This is a genomic window from Methylorubrum thiocyanatum (assembly GCA_014138645.1).
GTDB lineage: Bacteria > Pseudomonadota > Alphaproteobacteria > Rhizobiales > Beijerinckiaceae > Methylobacterium > Methylobacterium thiocyanatum.
This window is the reverse complement of sequence record JACJIB010000010.1, coordinates 118,146-138,446: the sequence shown is the minus strand read 5'-3', so window position 1 is coordinate 138,446 and position 20,301 is coordinate 118,146. Positions and strand designations below refer to the sequence as shown.

The 20,301-nt window shown below is 70.0% G+C and carries 22 protein-coding genes and 1 tRNA gene; 12 read left to right on the top strand and 11 right to left on the bottom strand.

Translation table 11 applies throughout. The features are described from left to right. The first annotated feature begins 134 nt into the window (after positions 1 to 134). The 3 genes from HNR51_RS23990 to HNR51_RS23980 all read left to right on the top strand — a co-directional run bounded on the left by HNR51_RS23990 (position 135) and on the right by HNR51_RS23980 (position 2,524). A complete protein-coding gene (locus HNR51_RS23990; RefSeq protein ID WP_182556602.1) occupies positions 135 to 1,160 on the top strand; it encodes an NAD(P)H-dependent glycerol-3-phosphate dehydrogenase in 1,026 nt (341 codons plus the stop codon). A 101-nt stretch (positions 1,161 to 1,261) separates the two neighbouring features. After that, positions 1,262 to 1,681 (top strand): EVE domain-containing protein, encoded by a 420-nt coding sequence (locus HNR51_RS23985; protein WP_182556601.1) that lies wholly within the window; start codon positions 1,262 to 1,264, stop codon positions 1,679 to 1,681. Positions 1,682 to 1,906: 225 nt separating this feature from the next. Further along, positions 1,907 to 2,524 carry a ParB-like protein gene (locus HNR51_RS23980; RefSeq protein WP_012452635.1) on the top strand — a complete coding sequence of 206 codons (618 nt, stop codon included), beginning with the start codon at positions 1,907 to 1,909 and terminating at the stop codon, positions 2,522 to 2,524. On the opposite strand, the gene HNR51_RS23975 is transcribed toward HNR51_RS23980, so the two are convergent. The 3 genes from HNR51_RS23975 to arsH all read right to left on the bottom strand — a co-directional run bounded on the left by HNR51_RS23975 (position 2,488) and on the right by arsH (position 4,440). Continuing rightward, positions 2,488 to 3,003 (bottom strand): disulfide bond formation protein B, encoded by a 516-nt coding sequence (locus HNR51_RS23975; RefSeq protein ID WP_182556600.1) that lies wholly within the window; start codon positions 3,001 to 3,003, stop codon positions 2,488 to 2,490. The genes HNR51_RS23980 and HNR51_RS23975 overlap by 37 nt on opposite strands. Then, a complete protein-coding gene (locus HNR51_RS23970; protein WP_141950337.1) occupies positions 3,000 to 3,581 on the bottom strand; it encodes a YqaA family protein in 582 nt (193 codons plus the stop codon). Before HNR51_RS23970 ends, HNR51_RS23975 begins: the two co-directional genes overlap by 4 nt. Before the next feature lie 106 nt (positions 3,582 to 3,687). Next, the gene (gene arsH / locus HNR51_RS23965; RefSeq protein WP_182556599.1) at positions 3,688 to 4,440 is read right to left on the bottom strand and encodes an arsenical resistance protein ArsH; all 753 of its coding nucleotides are present in this window, start codon (positions 4,438 to 4,440) and stop codon (positions 3,688 to 3,690) included. Positions 4,441 to 4,487: 47 nt separating this feature from the next. Here arsH and HNR51_RS23960 point away from each other — a divergent pair, with 47 nt between their 5' ends. The 4 genes from HNR51_RS23960 (at position 4,488) to HNR51_RS23945 (ending at position 6,799) form a co-directional block, all read left to right on the top strand. Continuing rightward, positions 4,488 to 4,850, top strand: coding sequence for an ArsR/SmtB family transcription factor (locus HNR51_RS23960; RefSeq protein ID WP_182556598.1), 363 nt, complete (start codon positions 4,488 to 4,490; stop codon positions 4,848 to 4,850). Beyond that, entirely contained in the window at positions 4,843 to 5,280 is a 438-nt protein-coding gene (gene arsC / locus HNR51_RS23955; RefSeq protein WP_182556597.1) for an arsenate reductase (glutaredoxin), read from the top strand. Before HNR51_RS23960 ends, arsC begins: the two co-directional genes overlap by 8 nt. Positions 5,281 to 5,315: 35 nt before the next feature. Then, entirely contained in the window at positions 5,316 to 6,608 is a 1,293-nt protein-coding gene (locus tag HNR51_RS23950; protein ID WP_182556596.1) for an arsenic transporter, read from the top strand. Between the two features lie 106 nt (positions 6,609 to 6,714). Next, a tRNA-Leu gene (locus HNR51_RS23945) sits at positions 6,715 to 6,799 on the top strand. 21 nt (positions 6,800 to 6,820) lie between these two features. Here HNR51_RS23945 and HNR51_RS23940 read toward each other — a convergent pair. After that, complete coding sequence (locus tag HNR51_RS23940) at positions 6,821 to 7,732, bottom strand: AraC family transcriptional regulator (protein WP_182556595.1); 912 nt, start codon at positions 7,730 to 7,732, stop codon at positions 6,821 to 6,823. Between the two features lie 158 nt (positions 7,733 to 7,890). Between HNR51_RS23940 and HNR51_RS23935 the strand changes: the two genes are divergently transcribed. Beyond that, on the top strand, positions 7,891 to 8,907 hold the full coding sequence (locus HNR51_RS23935; RefSeq protein WP_182556594.1) for an aldo/keto reductase: 1,017 nt from the start codon (positions 7,891 to 7,893) through the stop codon (positions 8,905 to 8,907). A 1-nt stretch (position 8,908) separates the two neighbouring features. Here the strand turns inward: HNR51_RS23935 and HNR51_RS23930 are convergent, their stop codons facing one another. From HNR51_RS23930 to HNR51_RS23905, 6 genes are all read right to left on the bottom strand, one after another. Then, positions 8,909 to 9,601, bottom strand: coding sequence for a glutamine amidotransferase-related protein (locus HNR51_RS23930; protein ID WP_182556593.1), 693 nt, complete (start codon positions 9,599 to 9,601; stop codon positions 8,909 to 8,911). A 30-nt stretch (positions 9,602 to 9,631) separates the two neighbouring features. Continuing rightward, entirely contained in the window at positions 9,632 to 11,002 is a 1,371-nt protein-coding gene (gene eat / locus HNR51_RS23925) for an ethanolamine permease (RefSeq protein WP_182556592.1), read from the bottom strand. 183 nt (positions 11,003 to 11,185) lie between these two features. Beyond that, positions 11,186 to 11,692, bottom strand: a complete 507-nt coding sequence (locus HNR51_RS23920) for a hypothetical protein (RefSeq protein ID WP_182556591.1) — start codon at positions 11,690 to 11,692, stop codon at positions 11,186 to 11,188. A 17-nt stretch (positions 11,693 to 11,709) separates the two neighbouring features. Further along, positions 11,710 to 12,198, bottom strand: coding sequence for a TolC family protein (locus tag HNR51_RS23915; RefSeq protein ID WP_012452623.1), 489 nt, complete (start codon positions 12,196 to 12,198; stop codon positions 11,710 to 11,712). A 41-nt stretch (positions 12,199 to 12,239) separates the two neighbouring features. Further along, positions 12,240 to 13,682 carry a chromosome partitioning protein ParA gene (locus tag HNR51_RS23910; protein ID WP_239681546.1) on the bottom strand — a complete coding sequence of 481 codons (1,443 nt, stop codon included), beginning with the start codon at positions 13,680 to 13,682 and terminating at the stop codon, positions 12,240 to 12,242. A 556-nt stretch (positions 13,683 to 14,238) separates the two neighbouring features. Next, positions 14,239 to 15,411 (bottom strand): ceramide glucosyltransferase, encoded by a 1,173-nt coding sequence (locus HNR51_RS23905; protein ID WP_182556589.1) that lies wholly within the window; start codon positions 15,409 to 15,411, stop codon positions 14,239 to 14,241. A 113-nt stretch (positions 15,412 to 15,524) separates the two neighbouring features. Here HNR51_RS23905 and HNR51_RS23900 point away from each other — a divergent pair, with 113 nt between their 5' ends. The 4 genes from HNR51_RS23900 (at position 15,525) to HNR51_RS23885 (ending at position 19,748) form a co-directional block, all read left to right on the top strand. Further along, positions 15,525 to 16,421: a histone deacetylase family protein gene (locus tag HNR51_RS23900; RefSeq protein WP_182556588.1), complete on the top strand. Its 897-nt coding sequence runs from the start codon at positions 15,525 to 15,527 to the stop codon at positions 16,419 to 16,421. A gap of 63 nt (positions 16,422 to 16,484) precedes the next feature. Then, complete coding sequence (locus HNR51_RS23895) at positions 16,485 to 16,916, top strand: DUF1810 domain-containing protein (RefSeq protein ID WP_182556587.1); 432 nt, start codon at positions 16,485 to 16,487, stop codon at positions 16,914 to 16,916. Positions 16,917 to 17,376: 460 nt separating this feature from the next. After that, positions 17,377 to 18,234: an ATP-grasp domain-containing protein gene (locus tag HNR51_RS23890; protein WP_239681547.1), complete on the top strand. Its 858-nt coding sequence runs from the start codon at positions 17,377 to 17,379 to the stop codon at positions 18,232 to 18,234. A 203-nt stretch (positions 18,235 to 18,437) separates the two neighbouring features. Next, the gene (locus tag HNR51_RS23885) at positions 18,438 to 19,748 is read left to right on the top strand and encodes a GNAT family N-acetyltransferase (protein WP_182556585.1); all 1,311 of its coding nucleotides are present in this window, start codon (positions 18,438 to 18,440) and stop codon (positions 19,746 to 19,748) included. Positions 19,749 to 19,755: 7 nt separating this feature from the next. Here the strand turns inward: HNR51_RS23885 and tsaA are convergent, their stop codons facing one another. Continuing rightward, on the bottom strand, positions 19,756 to 20,259 hold the full coding sequence (gene tsaA, locus HNR51_RS23880; RefSeq protein WP_182556584.1) for a tRNA (N6-threonylcarbamoyladenosine(37)-N6)-methyltransferase TrmO: 504 nt from the start codon (positions 20,257 to 20,259) through the stop codon (positions 19,756 to 19,758). Positions 20,260 to 20,301: the final 42 nt, after the last annotated feature.

Below are 20,301 nucleotides of genomic sequence, written 5' to 3'. Positions count from 1 at the left end.
GTTATGGCGGCCTGCCGCCGGATGGGTCGCGACCGCCCCTCGCTCTTCGGCCGGGAGACCGCTATCGCAGCCTCGGCGATCCGGTGCCGGACCGGCATCGTGGCTTGAACCGACCGGGGCGCACCGGATTCCCGATGGAGGCGGACATGGAGTCAGGCACCGAGCGGCGGGACGAAGCGGTCGCCGTCGTCGGCGGCGGGTCCTGGGGCACCGCGCTGGCCAACGCCGCCGCTGCGGCAGGCCACCCGGTGACGCTCTGGATGCGCGACCCCGCCGCCGCCGCGCGGATGGAGCAGGCTCGCGCCAACGAGCGCTACCTGCCCGGCGTCGCCCTGCATCCGGGCGTGCGGGCGACGGCGGAGGCCGCCGCCCTCGGCTCTGCGGCCACGGTGCTGCTCGTGGTGCCGGCCCAGACTCTCCGCGGCGTCCTCTCGGCGCTCGCCCCATCCCTGGCGCCCGGCGCCGCGATGGTGCTCTGCGCCAAAGGGATCGAGCGGGGCAGCGACGCCTTCATGAGCGCGGTCGCCGCCGATGTCCTGCCCGTCGGCACGCCGGTCGCGGTTCTGTCGGGGCCGAGCTTCGCCTCCGACGTCGCCCGCGGCCTGCCCACAGCGGTGACGCTCGCCGCGGAGGACGGGGCGCTGGCGGCGCGGCTCGCCGGCCTGCTTTCCGGGCCGGCCTTCCGGCTCTACCACACCGACGACGTGCGCGGCGTCGAGGTCGGGGGCGCGGGCAAGAACGTGCTCGCCATCGCCGCCGGCATCGTCGCCGGCCGTGGGCTCGGCGAGAGCGCCCGCGCCGCGCTGATCGCCCGCGCCTTCGCCGAGCTGATGCGGTTCGCCCGCGCCTATGGCGGCCGGGCGGAGACGCTGATGGGATTGTCGGGCCTCGGCGACCTCGTGCTCACGGCCTCCTCGCCGCAATCGCGCAACTTCGCCTTCGGCGAGCGCCTGGGGAAGGGGGCGACGCCGGAGGAAGCCTCGGGCGGCAAGCTGGTGGAGGGCGCCTTCACCGCGCAGGCGCTGGTGGATCTCGCCCGGACGCAGGCGGTCGAGATGCCCGTGGCCGAGGCCGTCGCCGCGGTGGTGGCCGGGGCGCTCACGGTCGATGCGGCCATGGCTCGCCTGCTGTCGCGCCCGCTCAAGGCCGAGACGGCGTAAGCGCATCCCGAGCTCCGGCGGGGCCCGTGCGAGGCGCCCTTCAAGCGCGGCCGTATTTTCGCTAAGCGGAGGCGCTGTCCCCGACGGAGCCGTCCCGCGCCATGGCCTACTGGCTGTTCAAGTCCGAACCCTCGACCTGGTCCTGGGACCAGCAGGTCGAGGCGGGAGAGGGCGGCACCTTCTGGAACGGCGTGCGCAACCACCTCGCCAAGAAGCAGATGCAGGCAATGCAGGTCGGCGAGCGCGGCTTCTTCTACCATTCCAACGAGGGCAAGGCCGTCGTCGGCATCGTCGAGGTCATCAAGCCCTACTATCCCGACCACACCGATGAGAGCGGGCGCTTCGGCATGGTCGACTTACGCGCGGTGGCGCCGATGCCGCGACCGGTCGGCCTCGACGCGATCAAGGCGGAGGCCGTGCTCAAGGACATGGCGCTGGTCACCAATTCCCGCCTCTCGGTTCAGCCGGTGACGGAGGCGGAATGGGCCAGGATCTGTGCCATGGGCGGCTACCAGGGCTGAGCCGGCTTCTTCCGTCTTCCGGCAGGCCGATCCTTGGGACGACGGGATGAGAAGACCGGGTCACGCGCTTGTCCCGGTCCGATGACCGTTGTGAGCGGAGAAAGGCGAACCGAACTCTCGCGGAAATGTGAGGCTCGGCCGTGCGCCCGGCGCCGCGCGAACGACGTTGCGCCCCGGATCGAGGCCCGCCTCACGGAGCGGGCCTGACAGGAACGGGAGAGATCGATGGCGTCGCGCGAACCTCTGCTCATCTCCGTGCCGATCGCGGAGCTGCGGCCGACGCAGATCACGGTGGGCTATCGCGAGGTCGCGGAGAAGCGCCGCCGCTGGCGGGCGCACGATCCCGAGAAGAAGGCGGCCTTCCTCGGCTCGCACATGATCCCGGTGCTGCTCGGCCCGAAGAAGAAGCACTACGTGATTGACCACCACCACCTCGCCCGCGCGCTGCAGGAGGAGGGGGAGGAGAACGTGCTGGTGACCGTCGTCGCCGACCTGCACAAGCTCGACAAGGACGCCTTCTGGACGGTGGCCGACCACAAGGCCTGGGTCCATCCCTACGACGCGGATGGCAAGCGGGTCGGCTTCGACGACATCCCGAAGGCGATCGCGGACCTGCCCGACGACCCGTTCCGCAGCCTCGCGGGCGAGTTGCGCCGGGCCGGGGGCTTTGCCAAGGACACGACGCCCTTCAGCGAGTTCCTCTGGGCCGACTACCTGCGGCGCAACCTCAAGCGGAAGGGGGTCGAGAAGGACTTCACGCAGGCGCTCGAGCAGGCGCTGCGCCTCGCCAAGGCGCCGGAGGCCGGCTACCTGCCCGGCTGGTGCGGCCCCCTCGACGGTTGAGCGACGAGCGCGGCGGCCGCCGCCAGGAGGCCGAGCCCGGCCGCGATCACGGCGTTCCAGCCGGCGAGCGAGAGGCCGAGGAAGCGCCACGCCGCGGCCGTGCAATCGACCGGCCGCACGGTTTCGAGCTTCTTCAGGAAGTCGGCCACGTCCGCCGGCCCGGCGCCGGATCCGCCGCCGCAATCGTTGGGCCCCGGCCAGAATCCCCACTCGGCGCCCGCATGGTAGACGCCGAGACCGGCCCCGTAGATCAGCACCAGCGCGACGAGCCCGAGGAGGAAGCGCGCGGGACGCGGCGGGAGCAGCGCGGCGATCAGCGCCAGCGGTGCGGCGGCGTAGTAGGGCACCCGCTCGGTCAGGCAGAGCTTGCACGGGACGTAGCCGAGGCCGTGCTCGAACACGAGGGCGCCGCCGACGGTGAGTGCGGCGCCGAGGGCCACGGCGAGCGCCGCGCCGCGCAGGGTGAGGAGACGGGTCACAGCATCACCTTGAAGGCGACGAAGCCGAGGATCACCACCGCCGCGAACAGCCCCGCCACCACGTTGAGGTGCCGGTCGAGCACCGCACGGATGCCGATGCCGTAGCGCCCGAGCAGCCAGGCCAGCAGGAAGAAGCGCGCCCCGCGGGTGACGACCGAGAGCAGAACGAACCAGAACAGCGAGTAATGGGCGAAGCCCGAGGTGATGGTGACGAGCTTGTAGGGGATCGGGGTGAGCCCCTTGAGCAGGATCACCCAGTGCCCGTAGGTCGCGTAGGAGGCCTGGAAGGTCTCGGCCTTGTCGGCGAGCCCGTAGAGGTTGAACAGCCAGAGCCCGACCGAATCGAACAGCAGCGCGCCGATGGCGTAGCCGAGCAGTCCGCCGAGCACCGAGGCGACGGTGGCGATGGTGGCGTAGAGCCAGACCCGGTCCGGCCGGCTCACCGCCATCGGCACCAGCATCGCGTCCGGCGGCACGGGGAAGAACGAACTTTCGGCAAACGCCACCGCCCCGAGCGCCCAGGGCGCGGAGGGCTTGGCGGCGAGCGCGAGTATCCACTCGTAGAGCCGGCGGATCATGGGGCCTCGTTGGGGTCCGGGAAGCGGAGCCCTTTCAGCACAGATGCAGGTTTGAGGCGAGGGTGGGGCGACGTGGGCCCGTGCGGAAAGGGACAGCCGCAGCCGGTCAGATCGAGCGTTTCACGAATCCGATATCGGCGGCCACGGCTTCGAGCCGCGCGGGCGCCCGCTCCTTCCGCTCGCTGTAGCGATCCACGAGGTAGTCGGCCCGCTCGCGGGTCAGCAGCGTGAACTTCATCAACTCCTCGCACACGTCGACCACGCGCTCGTAGAGCGGCCCCGGCTTCATCCGGCCGGCCTCGTCGAATTCCTTGTAGGCCATCGGCACGGAAGACTGGTTGGGGATCGTGATCATCCGCATCCAGCGGCCGAGGACGCGCAGGGCATTCACGGCGTTGAAGCTCTGCGAGCCGCCCGAGACCTGCATCACCGCGAGGGTGCGCCCTTGCGTCGGGCGCACCGAACCTTCGCTCAGGGGCAGCCAGTCGATCTGACTCTTCATCACCCCCGTCAGGTTGCCGTGCCGCTCCGGCGAGACCCAGACCTGCCCCTCGGACCAGAGCGAGAGCCGGCGCAGCTCCTGCACCTTCGGGTGATCGGCCGTGGTGTCGTCGGGCAGGGGCAGGCCGTGGGCGTCGTAGATCCGCACCTCGCCGCCCATGGCCTCCAAGAGCCGGGCGGCCTCGTAGGCGAGGAAGCGGCTGAAGGAGCGCTCCCGCAGCGACCCGTAGAGGATCAGGAACCGGGGCGAGTGAGTGAAGGGTGTCGAAGGGTGCAGCCGTTCGACGGTCGGCACCTCGAAATGTGCGGCGCTCAGATGCGGCAGGCCATCGGTGAAGGGGAGAGGCGGCTTGTCCACGGCGCGGGCTTCATCTACATTTCAACGATGATTGAGATATTGCAGTAATGGTCGAGGAACGGCAAGCCATCGCCGCCTTCGCCGCGCTCGGTCAGGAGCACCGCCTGCGCATCGTGCGGGCTCTGGTCACGGCCGGTCCGGAGGGGCTGGCGGCCGGTGCGCTGGCTGGCGAGGTCGGGGTGTCGGGCACCAATTTGTCCTTCCACGTGAAGGAATTGAGCCATGCCGGGCTCGTCCAGTCCCGGCGAGAGGGCCGCTCGGTCATCTACAGCGCTGCCTATCCGGCCCTGTCCGGCCTGATCGAGTTCCTGATGCGCGATTGCTGCCAGGGCCGCCCGGAGGTCTGCGATCCGGCGGTGACGGCTCTGGCCTCCTGCTGCCCACCGACCGGAGACGCTGCCCGTGCCTGAGCCGTTCGATGTCGTGATCTACCACAACCCGGCCTGCGGCACGTCCCGCAACACCCTGGCGATGATCCGCAATGCCGGCATCGAGCCGCATGTCATCGAGTACCTCAAGACTCCGCCGACACGGGATCTGGTCCGTCAGCTCGCCCGCCGGGCCGGCCTTGCCGTGCGGGATCTCCTTCGCGAAAAGGGCACGCCCTACGCGGAACTGAACCTGGGCGACGCGTCGCTCAGCGACGATCAGCTTCTGGACGCCGTCGCCGCACACCCGGTCCTGCTGAACCGGCCGTTGGTGGTCACGCCGCGGGGCGTGCGCCTCTGCCGTCCGTCGGAGGCCGTGCTGGACCTCCTGCCGCCGCAGCAGGGCGCGTTCGTCAAGGAAGACGGCGAGCGGGTCGTGGACGCGCACGGCCGCCGCGTCACCACTGCCTGAGACTCGTCCTTCCCCACGAATAAGAAACGACCCCGATGCTCGCGTTCGCCATCTTTCTCGCGACCCTCGTCCTCGTCATCTGGCAGCCCAAGGGCCTCGGGATCGGGTGGAGCGCGCTGGGCGGCGCGGGCGTGGCCCTGGCCACGGGCGTGATCCAGCCCGGAGACATCCCGGTGGTCTGGCAGATCGTCTGGGATGCCACCTTCGCCTTCGTGGCGCTGATCGTCATCTCGCTCCTGCTCGACGAGGCCGGCTTCTTCCATTGGGCGGCGCTGCACGTCGCCCGCTGGGGCGGCGGCCGGGGCCGGCGGCTGTTCCCGCTCGTGGTCCTGCTCGGTGCGGCCATCGCGGCCCTGTTCGCCAATGACGGCGCGGCGCTGCTGCTGACGCCGATCGTGCTGGCAATCCTGCTCCGCCTGAACGTGAGGCCGGCGGCGGCGCTCGCCTTCATCGTCGCCTGCGGCTTCGTGGCGGACTCGACGTCCCTGCCGCTGGTGATCTCCAACCTCGTCAACATCGTCTCGGCCAACTTCTTCGGGCTGACCTTCGGCCGCTACACCGCGGTGATGGTGCCGGTGAACCTCGTGTCGCTGGCGGCAACGCTCGTGGTGCTGTGGGTGTATTTCCGCCGCGATGTGCCGGCCACCTATCCAGTCGCGATTCTGGAGCGTCCAGCCACCGCGATCCGCGACCCGCTGGTGTTCCGGGCGGCATTTCCGCTCCTCGCCGTGTTGCTCTGCGCCTACTTCGTCACGGCGCCGTTCGGCGTCCCGGTCTCGCTCGTCACCGGCGTCGGTGCCGCGGTGCTGCTGCTGCTCGCCAACCGGAGCCGTGTCATCCCGATCCGCACGGTGATGGCCGGCGCGCCCTGGCAGATCGTGCTGTTCAGCCTCGGGATGTACCTCGTCGTCTACGGCCTGCGGAATGCCGGCCTGACCGAGGAACTGGCCAAGGGGCTGGTCTGGCTCGCCGGATACGGCCCCCTCGTCGCGACCCTCGGCACCGGCTTTTCCGCCGCGATCCTGTCCTCGGTCATGAACAACATGCCGAGCGTGCTGATCGGAGCGCTCTCGATCGAGCAGGCGCCGGATCTGCCGCAGCAGACCCGCGAATTGATGATCTACGCCAACGTGATCGGCTGCGACCTGGGCCCGAAATTCACCCCCATCGGCAGCCTGGCCACCCTGCTCTGGCTGCACGTGCTCGCCCGCAAAGGCCAGACCATCACCTGGGGCCAGTACATGAGGGTCGGTCTCGTGATCACGCCCCCGGTGCTGCTGGCGACGCTGCTGGCACTCGCCACTTGGCTTCCCCTGCTCGGCCGTTGAGGACAGCCCGGTTCGGCCGCGTCCTCAAGCGCTGGGCGCGGCCTTCGCCGGGCGAGAAATTGGCTCTGGCCCGCCGCCCCGGCTTGTGCCAAGAGGCGGGGGCGTCGCGGGTATGGCGGAATTGGTAGACGCGGGCGACTCAAAATCGCCAGCCGAAAGGCGTGGGGGTTCGATTCCCTCTACCCGCACCAATCCTCTCTCATCGAAGCTGGTCACGGCAGCGCCGGCTCGGGCGCGAGGCGGGCGCGGATCGCGGCGCCGTCCCGCCCCGGTGGGGCGCCGAACAAGCGGCGGTAGTCGCGGCTGAACTGCGACGGACTCTCGTAGCCGATGGCGTAGCCCACGCCGGCCACATCCCCGGCCCCGAGCAGCAGGCGCCGCGCCTCGTGGAGCCGGACCTGCTTCTGGAACTGCACCGGCGTCATCGTCGTCACCGCCTTGAAATGGCGATGGAAGCTCGCCGCGCTCATGCGCGCGAGCGCCGCCAGATCGGCCACGCGCAGCGGCTCCGCATAATGCGCGCGGATCCAGGCCGTCGTCCGTCCGATCCGCGCGGCGTGGCTCTCGGGCAGGCCGGCTTGGCGCAGCGCCGGACCGAGAGGGCCGCCGAGCAGGCGCCAGATAATCTCCCGGCCGATCAACGGGGCCAGCACCGGCAGGTCGCGGGGGTGATCGAGCAGGGTGAGAAGGCGCGCGAGAGGATCGCACAGGTCCGGGTCGAGGGCGGCGGTGCGCAGGGGGGCGAAAGCGGGAGCGGAATCCATCCCATCGGCGAGGGTGTCCGCCTGGGCACTGAGCAACTCGGCCAGGGCATCCAGGTCGATGGCGAGGCTGAGCGCCAGATAGGGCCGCGTCGGGCTCGCCTCGGTGATCCGGGCCGTGACCGCGAGATCGAGGGAGGCAAGCAGCGCCTGACCCGCGGCGTAGCGGTAGGCGGTGTCACCGAGCAGCGTCGCCTTCGCGCCCTGCACCACGAGGCAGAAGGAGGGGCGGTAGACCGCGCGGATCAGGCCGCTCGGCGCCTCGGCGCGGTTCAGGAGCAGCCCGTCGGCCGGCGTTTCCCGGCCATAGCGATGCCATTGCCGTTCGATCAGCGCCGCGAGGCCGGAAAGGTCCGTCGTCATGCCGGCGACCCTAGCGCGCCTGGGCCGCCCACGCATCCGCGCGCGGCGGCGACACGGCGGCTTTGAGAGGATCGGGCAAGAGCTTGAGAGGATCGGCCGCCGCGCGGCGGCGTCGCCCGCCGTACCAGGGACCGTCCCAACCCGACGGAGATCCCTCCATGCGTATGCGCTCCCTCGGCCGCAGCGGCCTGTTCGTGTCCGAACTCTGCCTCGGCACCATGACCTTCGGCGGCAGCGAAGGATTTTGGGGCCAGATCGGCCGGCTCGGCCAGGACGAGGCCGACGCCCTGGTGAAGACCGCGTTCGACGCCGGCATCAACTTCATCGACACCGCCAACGTCTATGCGGGCGGGATGAGCGAGCGGATCCTCGGCCAGTCGCTCAAGAATCTCGGCATACCCCGCGACGACGTGGTGATCGCCACCAAGGTGCTGGGTCCGATGGGCGAGGGGCCGAACGCCCGCGGCGCGTCGCGCGGGCACATCCTGAGCCAGTGCAAGGCGAGCCTCGCCCGGCTCGGCCTCGACCATATCGACCTCTACCAGATCCACGGCTTCGACCCGGCCACCCCGATCACCGAGACGCTGGAGGCGCTCGATACCCTCGTGCGCCACGGCCATGTCCGCTATCTCGGCCTGTCGAACTGGGCGGCGTGGCAGGTGATGAAGGCGGTGGGCATCGCCGAGGCGCGCCGGCTCGCGCCCATCGTCTCGCTCCAGGCCTACTACACCCTGGTCGGGCGCGACCTCGAACGCGAGATCGCCCCGATGCTGACGTCCGAAGACATCGGGCTGATGGTCTGGAGCCCGCTGGCCGGCGGCTATCTCTCGGGCAAGTACGACGCCGAGGGCACGCAAGCGGACGGGCGGCGCACCACCTTCGACTTCCCGCCGGTCGACCGCACCCGCGGCGCCGGGACGCTTGAAGCGATGCGCGCGGTGGCCGGGGCGAAGGGCTGCAGCGTGGCGCAGGTGGCGCTCGCGTGGCTGCTGCATCGGGAGACCGTCACCAGCGTCATCATCGGAGCCAAACGCGTCAAACAGCTTCAGGACAATCTCGGCGCGACGGCGGTCCGGCTCGAGGCCGACGACCTCGCGCGGCTCGACGCCGCCACGCGCCTGCCGCCGGAATATCCCGGCTGGATGCTGGAGCGGCAGGGCGCCTACCGGGCCTGAGCTACGCCCGCAGGAAGCGCCGGATCCAGCCGCCGACCCGGGCGCTGTCGTGCGGCGCCTCCAGCGAGGCCAAGGCCGCCGGCACCAGGGCTGGGTCGTCCACGCCGGCCCGGTGGCCGTCGGTGAGCGCGCGGGCGTAATCGGGGGCGAATTCCGGGTGGCACTGGAAGGAGAGGGCCGGGCGGTCGCTCCAGGCCAGCACGCCGTAGGGCGTGAAGGCGCTGCCCGCGAGCACCCGCGCGCCGGGCGGCAGGGCCACGACCTGATCCTGATGGCTCACGGGGATGGCGATGGTCTCCGCCTCGTCCATGAAGGGTGCGCGCTCCGCCACTTTGTAGGCGTGAAGCCCGAGGCCCCAGCCGCGCTGCGAGCGCTCCACCCGCCCGCCGAAGGCCTGCGCCAGCGCCTGATGCCCGAAGCAGAGGCCGACGAGCTTCTTCGACGGGTCGAGGTCGCGCAGAAAGGCGAGCAGGTCCTCGACCCAAGGGGTCGGATCGTAGACCGAGGCGGGCGAGCCGGTGATGACGAAGGCGTCGAACGCCTCCGGCGCCTTGGGCCAGTGCCCCGCCGTCACGTCGAAGCCCGTGAAGGCGTGGCCGTCGCCGATCAGCGCCTCCACCATCGCGCCGTAAGAGGGAAAGCGTCCGCCGAGGCGTTCGGGCGGATGGCCGGTCTCGAGGATGGCGATGTTCATGGGCCTGGATCCCGTCTCTTGGGCCCGGATCTAGATCGCCGGATCGAGGGCGGACACCGTCGCCGGCGTCGCGGGTTTGCCCACACGCCGCACCAGCACCACCGCCACGGCCATCACCCCGGCGAAGATCGCGAAGATCAGCGGGTTGTAGACGATGAGCGCCACGAGACAGACCACGGCCATCACCAGCGCGAAGGCCGGCGCGTAGGGATAGAGCGGCGCCCGGTAGGGCCGGGTGAGATCCGGCTCGGTCCGGCGCAGGCGGAACAGCGCGGCCATGCTCATCACGTACATGGTCAGCGCGCCGAACACCGCCATCGTCACGATGCTGGCGGTGAGCGACTGGCCGGCGACGCTGATCAGGTTGTCGCTGTAGATGGCGGCGATGCCGACGACCCCGCCCGCGACTGTCGCCACATGCGGTGTCTGGAAGCGCGGATGCACCCGCGCGAACACCGCCGGCAGGAAGCCGGCGCGGGCGAGCGCGAAGATCTGGCGGGCATAGCCCATGATGATGCCGTGGAAGGAGGCGACGAGCCCGAACAGGCCGAGCCAGACCAGCATGTGCAGCCAGCCGCTCGACTCGCCGACCACCCGCTTCATCGCCTGGGGCAGGGGATCGTTGAGGTCGGACAGGCTCTTCCAATCCCCGGCGGCACCGGCGAACAGCATCACCCCGAAGGCGAGCGCGGTGAGCGTCAGCACGCCGGTGATGTAGGCGATCGGGATCGTCCGCTTGGGGTCCTTGGCCTCTTCCGCCGCCATGGCGACGCCCTCGATGGCGAGGAAGAACCAGATCGCGAAGGGGATCGCCGCGAAGATGCCGCCGATGGCGGCCGGTCCGAAGCGGTCCTCACCGGCCCAGCCGCCCGCGGTGAAGCTGGCAAGGCTGAAGGCGGGAGCGACGACACCCATGAAGACGAGGAGTTCGCCGACCGCCAGCACGGTGACGAACAGTTCGAAGGTCGCGGCGATGTGCACGCCGACGATGTTGAGGCCCATGAACAGCAGGTAGGCGCCGAGCGCCGCGTGCTTCGGGTCGAGGCCAGGAAACTGGACGTTGAGGTAGGCGCCGATGGCGAGCGAGATCGCGGGCGGCGCGAACACGAACTCGATCAGCGTCGCGTAGCCCGCCACCGCCGCACCCGTGGGCCCGAAGGCGCGATGCGCGTAGGCGAAGGGGCCGCCCGCCTGCGGGATCGCGGTGGTGAGTTCGGTGAAGCTGAAGATGAAGGCCACGTACATCGCGGCCACGCACAGGGTGGTGACGAGGAAGCCGAGGGTCCCGGCCTGCGCCCAGCCGTAGCTCCACCCGAAATACTCGCCCGAGATCACGAGCCCGACGGCGATGCCCCAGAGATGGAAGGCGTTGAGGCTCTTGTCGAGCGAGGGGGTCGGCATCGTGCATCTCCGCATTCCCGGCCCGGAGGCCGCCCCGAACGAGGCCGCTGGGCGGGGCCGTGGGACGACGGGCCAAGCAAGAGCGTTGCCGTCCGCGCCTGGAGCCGTATGCAGGCGATGCCGCTCAGCCGCCGGACCCCGGCCCGCGCGACGATCCGAGGGTCGGCCCCCTGCGCACGAGGATCACTCGGGCGAGATCCAGGCGGCGGCCGGATGAGCGAACGGCCGGCCGACCGGGCCCTTCGACGGCGTTTCCGTGAGTTCGAGGGCGAACGTCTTGTAGAGGAAGGCCAGCAGCGCCTCGGCCGCGCTGGCGCGCTGTTCGGAGGCCGCGGCCGCAGCACCGGCGTCCTGGCAGCGCCGCGCCAGCGCCTCCCTGTCCGAGAGAGCCGTCCGCAGCGCCGTTCTCGTCGCGGTGATGGTGAGCCGGCATTCGCTGATCTCGGCCATCAGGGCCGAGCGCTCCACCTGCCAGCGGGCGCGCTCCTGCTGGACGCTCTGGATCAGGCTCAGGGCCTGCGGCTCGATCGTCTCCTTCCACCGCTGCAGGTCATGGATCGTGTCCGCAGCCTGCTTCACGAGGTCCAGCGCGTCGTACACCTTCACCTCGACGTCGAACCTGTCCCACTCGGACGGACGAAGCATCAGGCTGTTCTCGTTGCTCGCCGGACATGTGCCGTCGATGTCCATCGGAGCGCGTTCTCGCCTCAGGGCGTGTCCTGTTCGCCGCCGCTCGGCTCCGCGGGGACGGTCTTGGCCTTCGAGCCGAAGGCCGTGAACACGGCATCGTGGATGCGGACCAGCCAGCTCTCCGCTTCCTGGGCGCGCGCCTCGGCGCGGCGGGCGCGGTCTTCGGCCTGGCTCACCATCTGCTGGCTCGCGGCGAGCGTCTTCTGGAGCTGCCGCACCTCCTCCTCGGCCTGGCCGATGACGCTCCTGAGCTGGTTTTCCAGCTCGACGGCGCGCTCTTCACTGATCCGGATCGCCTCGGCCGCCTCCTGCACGAGATCGATCGCGGAGGTCCAGTCGCGCTGCGGCAGGGGCGGGGCGCCCCCGTCGGCGGAGGCGTTGTCGGACAGGGCCGGCGAGAAGCTGATGACCTTGTCCCCCGGCCGCGCCACGTTGGCCTGCCAAGCCCGCATCAGGATGGAATTGCCGGCGGAAGGGGCGGCGTCTTTCACGGCCTGTTCTGACATTCAAACATCCTTCCAAATCGTCGTCGGCGAGGGGCGCCGGATCAGGTCGCCTTGCCCGTGGAGGTGAACGGGCGAACGTTGCTCACCGCCTCGGCCGAGGCGGGCGCGGCCTCTTCGCCGGCCTCGTCGTTCATCTGCTCCCGCCACGGACGGCCCGAGCGCTTCAGGGCATCGTGCTGCTTCTGAAGCGTCGTCCGGCTCTCGCGCGCGATATCGAGGGCACCCTGCAGCAGAGCGCGCTCCGAGCGCTCGTTCTGCAACTCCTCCGTCAGCCTGCGGTTCGACGCTTCGAGATCGGCGCGGGCGGCTTCGTGCCGGTGCGTCAGGTGCTCGATCCGGTCGTTCAAGACCGCGTTGCGGTTCGTCGTCTGCTCGATCGCCGCATCCTTGGCGGCGAGTGCCTTGTTGAGCATGTCGCAGCGGCTATCCAGTTCGCCGCGGATGCGCTGGATCTCCAGGAACCGCTCCGTCTGGCGGGAGAGATCGGCCTGCAGGGCCTCGAGGCGGCGCTCCAGGGTGCTGCGCGCGATGGTTGCTTCCTTGAAGTTGCGGTCGACGGAGCGGAACTCCTCGTCTTTATCCCGCAGCTGGTTGCGCGCCTGCACCAGCAACTGCTCCGTCGAGGTCGCCCGGTTGAGGGCGGCTTCGAGCTTCATGGCGAGGCTGGCGCGGTCGTTGCGCAGCGCGGAGAGTTCCGCCTCGTGCTGCGCCTCGTTGCGCTCGCGAACCGACATCTCCGTCGCGAGCTGCGTCTCGACGAGACGCAGGCGCTGCCGGTCCGCCTCGGCGCTGGCGGTCAGGTCGCGATGGCGGGCATCGAGGTCGGCGAGCTGCGTCGCCTGCTCCTCGCTGAGAAGCTGGAGCCGGCGCCCCTCGACCTCCAGCAGGCTGTTCTTCTCGCGGATATTGTTCAGTTCGTGCTCGGAGCGCGCCAGGGCGGAATCGGCGGCCTGCGCCTCCTGCCGCAGCGCCCGGCTCTCGCTCGCCAGGGCCTTGTTCTGCTCGACCTCGGAAAAGAGCTGGCGCTCCAGGTTCTCGATCGCCGAGACCTTGTCGCGCAGGTCGATCTGATGTGCCTCCACGGCCGCATCGCGCTCGCGCAAGCTCTCGAGCGTCCGTTTCGCGTGGAGCTGTGAATCCGCAAGCTCGCTGTTCATGCGCGACAGCTTCGCCGAGAGGTCCACGACCTCGTCGCGCAGGCCGCCATTGGCGCTGACCGCCTGCGACAGCGTGTTCTCGAGTTCGGCGATCCGCACGCTGGCCTTGGACAGCTCGCTGCTGATGCTCGAAAGCGGCTGCAGGATCAGCGTGAAGTCGTCCTGGAGGCTCCGCAGATCGTCCAGGCGGCCGACCATCGCGTCGATGCGCTGGCGGACGACTTCGTCCCGCTGGCCGATGGCATCGAGATTGGTCGGGGCAGGCTCGGGCGCCGGTCGCGGACGGCGCGCGCCCTCCATCAGGTCGGGGATGGCAGCCTTCGGCAAGCGCGGCGGAGCGGCCGGCGGCTCCGGATTCTGTTGTTCACCGTCCCTGTCGCGCGGCGCGGACGACGTCGGCAGCACATTACGGAACGGCATCCAGGCCATCGCGGTGTTGTCCCCCCTCACGACACAGCGAATGTGCGGTGCTTACTGCATTGTTAACAGATCCCCCGTCCGAGGCGAGTCGTCGGCTTCGTTGGCAACAGGCTTCTTTGCAGCTGTGATGCGAATGATGGTTGCTTTGTGTGGCCGATATTTCTCTTTATAGATCTGCGTTGTTGCTTGGGGACGAGCTTACTTTATGAGACGAACCGGCGCGTTCGGTAACAGACTTGTGTCCTATCGTGCCGTTTTTTATCGTGTCTCTGTTCTGATCGGCTGGTGGTTCGCGCTCGCGGCAGTGCTTGGCCGTGAGCATCCACAAGGCTGACCGCATCCGCCCGGGCCGGTTCAGCCGCGTTCCGTCGGTCGCGCTGCCGCGACGGACCCGGATCCACCAGGGCTGACGTTCTGCTCGGACGCGGCGTCGGCGGTCGAGCCCGTGCGAGGGCCGCTTCGGTCAGGCGGCGGTCGGCCCCGTCTCGAGCGGAGTCGCGTCGCGGGTGCGGATGTCCATGGCGTTGCCGCGCCAGACGATGGCCGTGCGGGCCCAGGCGCTCGCCCAGACCGCCGGCAGCATTGCGTCGCGCACGAGGAAGGCGGCCAGCATCCGCGGCGAGCGGTGCCAACCGGCGCGGTAGGCCAGCGCCATCTCGGCCCCGTACCAGAGCGCGCCCGCGCCCACGAGCCAGAGAGCGGCCTCGACGGTGCCCAGCGCGAGGCCCGTCAGCACCAGCGGCAGCAGGGCGCCGATACCGATCTCGGGGGCGAAGAACAGCGGGAAGGTGACGCGCCGCAGCCGTGCCCAGCGCACCTGCCGCGACCAGACCTCGGACAGGTCGCGATGTCCGAGCGGCTGCCGGAAGGGCGAGGCGACGAGATGGACGCGCTTGCCCGCCGCGCGCACGAGCTTGGTCGCCGCGGCATCCTCGGCGATCTCGGCGTTGAGCGCGCGGATGCCGCCCTGCGCTTCGAGGAACGGCTTGTTCCAGAGCATGCTCTTGCCCTGGGCGAAGCCGAGGCCGAGCGCCTCGCCGGCATATTGCCAGCGGGCCTGGAGGGTGTTGAGGAAGGCGCATTCCACTTCGGCGAAGAAGCTGTCCGGCCGCGCGCCGATCGGCGTCGAGCAGACGAGGCCGCTGTCCGAGCGCCACGCCGCCTGCATCTGCTGGATGTAGTCGGGCGGCATCAGGACGTTGGAATCGGCCAGGATCACCCAGTCGTGCCGGGCGGCGTCCCAGCCGCGCACGCAGTTGTTGAGCTTCGGGTTGCCGCCGATGCGCTCGTCGCCGAGGATCAGCCGCGACGGGATGTGCGGATGCGCCGTCCGCATCCGCTCCAGCATCGGCAGGACCGGATCGGCCGCATCCGCCACGCAGAAGATCAACTCGTAGGCCGGATAGTCGAGCCGGAAGCTCGCCAGAAGGGTTTCCTCGCTGAACGCTTCGAGGCCGCGCAGGGGCCGCACCACCGAGACGGGTGCGTCCATGGGGAAGACGGAGGGCTTGCCCCGATCCGCGCCCCTGCGCCCGATGCGCAGAGCCGCCACCGCGACGCTCGCGAGGTTGATGGCAACGAGGGCCGCGCAGAACGCGAGGGCGGCGAGCGCGCCGCTCTCCGGCATTGCGATCATGCGCGGCGTCTCCCGTCGAGGGTGGATCCGGGCGCGACGGCGCGCCCCATCACGCCCCTAGCAGCGCCGCCTTATCAGGCGTGTGACACTCCGACCCGCGCCGGGCTGATCCCTTGATCCCGATCGTGTTCCATCCCGCCTACGAGGCGGAACTGCCGGACGGCCATCGCTTTCCGATGCGCAAGTACGGCCGGCTCGCCGAGACCCTGCGCGCCCGCGGCCTCGTGCCGGATGGTTTCGTTATGCCCGAACCCGCCGACGCGGCGCTGCTGTCGGGGGCGCACGACCCGGCCTATGTCGCGGCGGTGCTTGCCGCGCAGGTGCCGCGGGCGATCGAGCGGGCGATCGGCCTGCCCGTCACCGAGAGCGTGGCCGCCCGCTCCCGCGCCTCGGCCGGGGGGACGCTGCGGGCCGCGCGTCTCGCGCTCGGTCACGGCCTCGCAGGCAGCACCGCGGGCGGCAGCCACCACGCCCGGAGGGACGGCGGGGCGGGCTTCTGTGTGTTCAACGACGTGGCGGTGGCCGCCCTTGCCCTGAGGCGCGAGGGCGCGATCGGCCGGGCGCTGATCATCGACCTCGACGTGCATCAGGGCGACGGCACCGCCGACTGCCTCGCCCGCGAGCCGGAGCTGTTCACGCTCTCGATCCACTGCGAGCGCAACTACCCCCACGACAAGGTGCCGGGCGACCTCGATATCGGCCTTCCCGACGGTCTCGGCGACGCGGAATACCGCGCGGTGCTGGAGGCGCACCTGCCCGGCCTCGTCCAGAACTTCGCGCCGGATCTGATCTTCTACAATGCCGGCGTCGATCCCCATCGCGACGATCGGCTCGGCCGCCTCGACCTCACCGACGACGGCCTGCGCGCCCGCGACCGCTACGTCGTCGGCCTCGCCCGATCACAGGGAGTCCCGCTCTGCGCGGTGATCGGCGGCGGTTACGGCAGCGACATCGACGCGCTCGCCGCGCGTCACGCCTTCGTCTTCGAGGCGATGGCGGCGCTGGCCTGAAGGAACGCGGCCCCCCGCGGCCGGTTGGCCCTGCCTCACCCGCGCACGCGCCGGAAGGAGGGCATGATGGAGGACCGCTTCGACCTCAACCGCTTCGTTGAGGCGCAGGACGGCGTTTACGAGCAGGCGCTCGCGGAACTGCGGAACGGGCGCAAGCAGAGCCACTGGATGTGGTTCGTCTTCCCGCAGATCGCCGGGCTCGGCTCCAGCACCATGGCGCAACGCTACGCGATCCGTTCGCTGGCCGAGGCGCGGGCCTATCTCGCCCATCCGCTGCTCGGCGAGCGGCTGCGCACCTGCACCCGGGCCGCGAATGCCTGGGAGGGCCGCTCGGCCCATGCCCTGTTCGGCGCGCCCGACGACATGAAGTTCCGCTCCTCGGTGACGCTGTTCGCGCAGGCCGCTCCGGATGAGCCGGACTTCGCCCGCGCGCTGGCCGCGTTCTTCGACGGGAAACCCGATCCGATGACCCTGGAACGTCTGAGACAAGGCTGATCCGAGCCCGCCTTCGAACCGGATTCCGGTCGTCGCGGTAGCTGCGAAGGGGCAATTGCGGACTAATCCGCCGTCCCCGTTCCAATCATCAGTATAGCGTTGCTGCAAAAAATTGTATGTGCCTGAGATTAGATGTTGACGATATATTTCGCGAAAAACAAACTTGGCTCAAGGCCGAAATTATTGGATCTCAGATATCAGTCCGTTCCCCGGTCCTCCGGAGATAAGTCGGGCATGAGGCTTTACAATGAAGCGCGCACTTGTCTTGGCCAATGGTCTGCGCATTCAGTACCGGGTGTTGCGATGTGCGAGCGACTGTTTCGATGAAGTTTATGTTCTGGGCGTCGAGGACGCTGGCCTCCTGAGGCACTCACGGTTCTGTGCAAGATTTCTTCCGTATTCGGGAGATTTCTCCAACGTCCAGCCGTCCGACCTGGCCGAAATTCGCCGGCTCTGTGCCGTGCACGACATCGACATGGTGCTTCCGAGTTGCAGCCGGACCACGCGCCTTCTGGCTGCCTATGGGGACCAGATCGGCGCGCCGTTCTATCCGGTGCCGGATCCGGAGACCGTCGATGTGCTCGACGACAAGTGGCGCTTCGCCGGACTGTGCGTCGATCTCGGCCTTCCCGTCCCCGCGACGCGGCGGTTCGAGACGATGGCGGATCTGCGCCGTGATCGCGAGCGCGAGCCCCTCGCCTTTCCTCTGATCCTGAAACCGGCCGCGATGTCCGGCGGCTACGGCGTGCGGCGGATCGATACGGCCGACGCGTTGCCCGAGCACCTCAACTACGCGCCGATCATCTGCCAGTCCTACGTGCCGGGCGAGGAACTGAGCGCGTTCTATCTCTGCGAATCAGGTCGGATCCGAGCATCCTTCTCCTACCGTCGGACCTTCACCAAACTGGAGGAGATCCGCGTTCCGGTGATCGACGGGCATGCCCGCAGGCTGATCGAGCATTTCCGTTACGACGGGGTCATCGGCTTCGATATCCGGCGGCAGCCGGATGGCCGGATCGGCTTCATCGAGTGCAATCCGCGCTTCTGGTACCACATGGACGTGGCGATGCTGGCGGGCCTGAACTTCGTCACCCTCGGTTGCCGCCTGCGGGAGGGGGAGGGCGAACTGGCGGAGACGGATACGCTCAAGATCCGCTCGCCGCGCCGCCTGTGCGGCAACCTGCTCACGCCCTGGCGCCTGAACCGGGCGGAGCGGGCGTATCTCCGCTACATCATCCGCGATCCCGCGATTTCCGCCTGGGCGGCGTTCCAGAGCGCGATGGGCCGTTACCGTCTGGCCGGCGGACAGCTCCTCTGACGACGGAATCCGGTCCGGCAGAGGTCGCGCCCGGTCGCCCGGGGGGGCGAGCGGGGCCGCTCATCCGGATGTACCTCTCAAGACCGCGTGCGTCGCACGCGGCTTTGCCGTTCTTCTCGCTCGCTGAGGGATGCGCGGACAGTGCGGCGCCCGGGCCGCCGCCCTGCCGGCGGAGCGGCGATGCCGAGGGAGAGGGGTCGTCCATGGATTCGAGCGGCGATTTCAGGGGCCTGCACCTGGCCGATCCCGCCCCGGACACGGGCGCGGACGCGACGGCCGCCTCCCGGCCGGCCGTCTCGGCCGAGATCGCCACGGCGCCGCGCTTCCGCTCGCTCGCCCTGCTCTGGCGCCGGTTGGTCCAGCGCTGCGCCGAGCCGAACGTGTTCATGGAGCCGGCTGTCGCCGGCGCGATGTACACGGCGACCGAGACGCCGCTGCACGTCCTCCTCGCCTGGTCGCATCGCACCGGGGAGGAATCCGAACTGATCGGCGTCTGGCTCCTGGTGATCGCGCGGCCCTCGTCGCGTCTGCCGATCCGGACCCTCGAAGCGCCGTGCAATTCGCTGACCTTTCTCGGCTCGCCGGTGCTCGATCGCGACCGGGCGCTCGAGGCGCTCTCGGCGATGCTCGCCGTCGTCGCCGACGATCCCGCCCTGCCGAAGCTGATCTGCGCCAACCAGATTGCGACCGACGGCCCGGTCTTCCCCGCCCTCCTCGGCGCCGTGGCGCGGCGGAACGGCAGGATCGTCGAGATCGAGCGGCGGCAGCGCGCCCGGCTCGATGCGCCGGCTGCGGGGCAGGGCGCACCGTCCTCTGTCGTCTCGGCGAAGCGCCGTGCCGAGTTGCGGCGCCATCGCAAGCGTCTCGCAGAGCGCGGGGCCTTGCGCCACGTCAGCCACCGCAAGCCCGAGGAGGTCAGCGCCGCGTTCCGGGCGTTCCTCGATCTGGAGGCCGCCGGTTGGAAGGGGCGCAAGAGCCGGCGCGGCCGGGCGATCCGCCAAGCGCCCTCGCTCTGCGCCTTCGCCCAAACGATGATCGCGGGACTGGCGCGGGACGGCTGCGCCGGCATCGAGGCGCTGCATCTGGACGGCCGGCCGATCGCGATGAATGTCTGGCTGCGGTCCGGCCGCACCGCCTTCGGCTGGAAGATGGCCTATGACGAGACTTTCGCGAAATGGGGGCCCGGCTCGCTGCTGATGGAGATGACGACCGAGACGGTGTTTGCCGATGGCACCCTCGACGTCATCGATTCCTGCAACCGGGACGCCTCGGCGACCCTGGCCCAGCTCTGGCCGGAGCGGCGCGAGATCGCCGACCTCTTGATCGACGTCACCCCCGGCGGTTCCGCGCGGGGGCGGCTGACCGCCCTGGCCGAAAGGCTGTTCCGGCAGGGGCGCGGCGTGGCCCGCCGGACCTACAAGGCCCACGTCAAGCCGGTCTACCTGCGCCTGCTCGCCCGGCTTGGCGCGCAGCGGCCATCCGCAGCCCCGAGGCAGGGGACGACGGAGCGGTAGCGCCCGATCAGGCCTCCGCCTTTGCCGTGCCTGCGCGGTCGACCCGTGCCTCGGGCCGGCTGTCGGTGGAAGCGTAGTAGGGCTTGATGTCGAGGAGCGGCGTGCCGTCGATGCAGTCGAGCCCGCGCACGCGGACGGTGCCGTCGGCGATGGCAAGCCGCTCGACCACGGAAAGGGCGATGGGATTCGGCCGCGCGGGCGAGCGCAGCGAGAAGGTGCCGCGGCTGCCCTCGGCGTGGCGCGGCTGCTGGCGTACGAGGTCGCGGGCGGCTCGGTCCATCCAGTAGAGCACGATCAGGTGGGTGGCGCCCTCCAGGTTCTGCAGCGCGGCTTGGTAGCGGGCATCGACTTCGAGGGTGCAGATCGCATCCGTCTGCGTGCCGTTCTTCGGGCACTCGGCGCGGGCCTTCCAGGGCGTGCGCACCCGGCCGATGAAGTAGAGGCCGGCATCGTAAGCGGCGGGCAGCGGGATCGCCTCCTCGCCGGGGCGCCGCTCGACATCCTCGTTCATCCGCCCTCGCTTCCCTTCCTGCGTGACCCTGCCTTGTCGCCG